Origin of the sequence: Bacillus sp. JJ1503 (assembly GCF_036965125.1) — a bacterium.
Lineage (GTDB): Bacteria > Bacillota > Bacilli > Bacillales > Cytobacillaceae > Cytobacillus.
On sequence record NZ_JBALOZ010000488.1, the window covers coordinates 1 to 1,428 of the forward strand.

Annotated in this window: 2 protein-coding genes; both read right to left on the reverse strand. The window is 36.1% G+C overall.

Going from position 1 to position 1,428, the window contains the following annotated elements:
- Window positions 1–66: 66 nt before the first annotated feature.
- On the reverse strand, window positions 67–1,008 hold the full coding sequence (locus tag V7149_RS25670) for an LCP family protein (protein ID WP_438824165.1): 942 nt from the start codon (window positions 1,006–1,008) through the stop codon (window positions 67–69).
- A gap of 170 nt (window positions 1,009–1,178) precedes the next feature.
- Window positions 1,179–1,428 (reverse strand): peptidoglycan-binding domain-containing protein (locus tag V7149_RS25675; protein WP_335348387.1); only part of this gene is annotated, 250 nt, incomplete at its 5' end.

Here is a 1,428-nt window from a genome sequence, read left to right on the forward strand (position 1 = left end):
GTACGTCCTGTACATCGGGGCTAGGCGCAGGAACTAGATGAAGAAAACGGGAATGTGCCCGCTTTCTCATTTTTCATGTAAAAAGTCCTTAATTGCTTCTTCATTTTCCATAAAATCCAATTGTAAAACAGATCCTGCATGCCGATATTGTTTATTTTCAAAACTGTTGGAAATGGGTACTCTTAATGTTTGAACATCATTAACCGGATTTAACAGAAAGCTGGCACCGAGAGAAAAGGCATCATCGAACTTCAAGTCTGTTTCTACATAATGCATCGTGTGCTTAATCATTTCTGGGAATTTTGCGATTCCATCAATCGTTGCAAATTGTTTAATGGCCTGATCCTTTAATGAAATGAGAACCTCTTGCTGTCTATTTACCCTTCCAAAATCACTCATTTCATCATGCCTAAATCTTACGAAGGAAAGAAGCTCTTCACCGTGAAGTTTTTGCTTTCCTGGCTTTACACTTAAATTCATATCGTCAATCATCGCTTGAGAAACCTCAACCTCAAGACCATCAGGGGCAATTGTGTTCATTATGCTAATAAATCCTTTAAAATCAATGACGGCAATATGATCAATGGTTACTCCAAAGTTTTGTTCAACCGTTTGTTTAAGCAAGTCCTTTCCTCCGAGAGAATATGCATGATTGAGCTTGCTATAGGTCAATGGATGAATTGGAATTTTCACATAACTATCTCTCATCAAGGAAACAAGTTTAATCTTTTTATTAACTGGCTCATATCGAGCAAGCATAATCGTATCAGAACGTGAATTTCCTTCTCTCCTGCTATCAACGCCAATTAATAAAAAATTCTTTGGCTCTTTTGCCATTTTTAATGGCTCTGACGGTATAGATGGAATGTTTTTTTCAATTACTTTTTCTATAACATTCTTCGGTTTGGGAAGATCATCTTCTTTATGATTTCTTTCAGAGGAAAAGGATGTACACGCAGTTAGCCCACCACAAATGAGAAATAAAATGAACCATCGTTTAATCAACACATCACCTCTTTACATGGAGCATTTATTTATGATTTATTTTTTCAAAAAAATAAAGGGAGCAAAATCTTAGACTGCCTTAATTTCATTGTTAGATGGAAGCTATGTTTCTATACCCGGTGTGTTTTTCTAATGCAAAAAAGCACTTTCAACTGAAAGTGCTTTTTACAAAATTATTTAGATCCTAGCTGTTGTTTCAATATTTCTGAAGCTTTTTGAATTTGTGTATCATTTTTATTTAGCTTTTCTCTAACCTTTTCCATTAATTTCAACGTTGAACTCCCCGTTAATACGCCGGTGACCTCAAGTTTTTCGGCCGTCTGGAATTTTTCTACTGCAGACTTTGTTTGTTCATCAAAGAATCCATCTTCTCTTCCTGGGTCAAAGCCAGTGGCTTTAAGCATTTGCTGAGCAACCTTTACT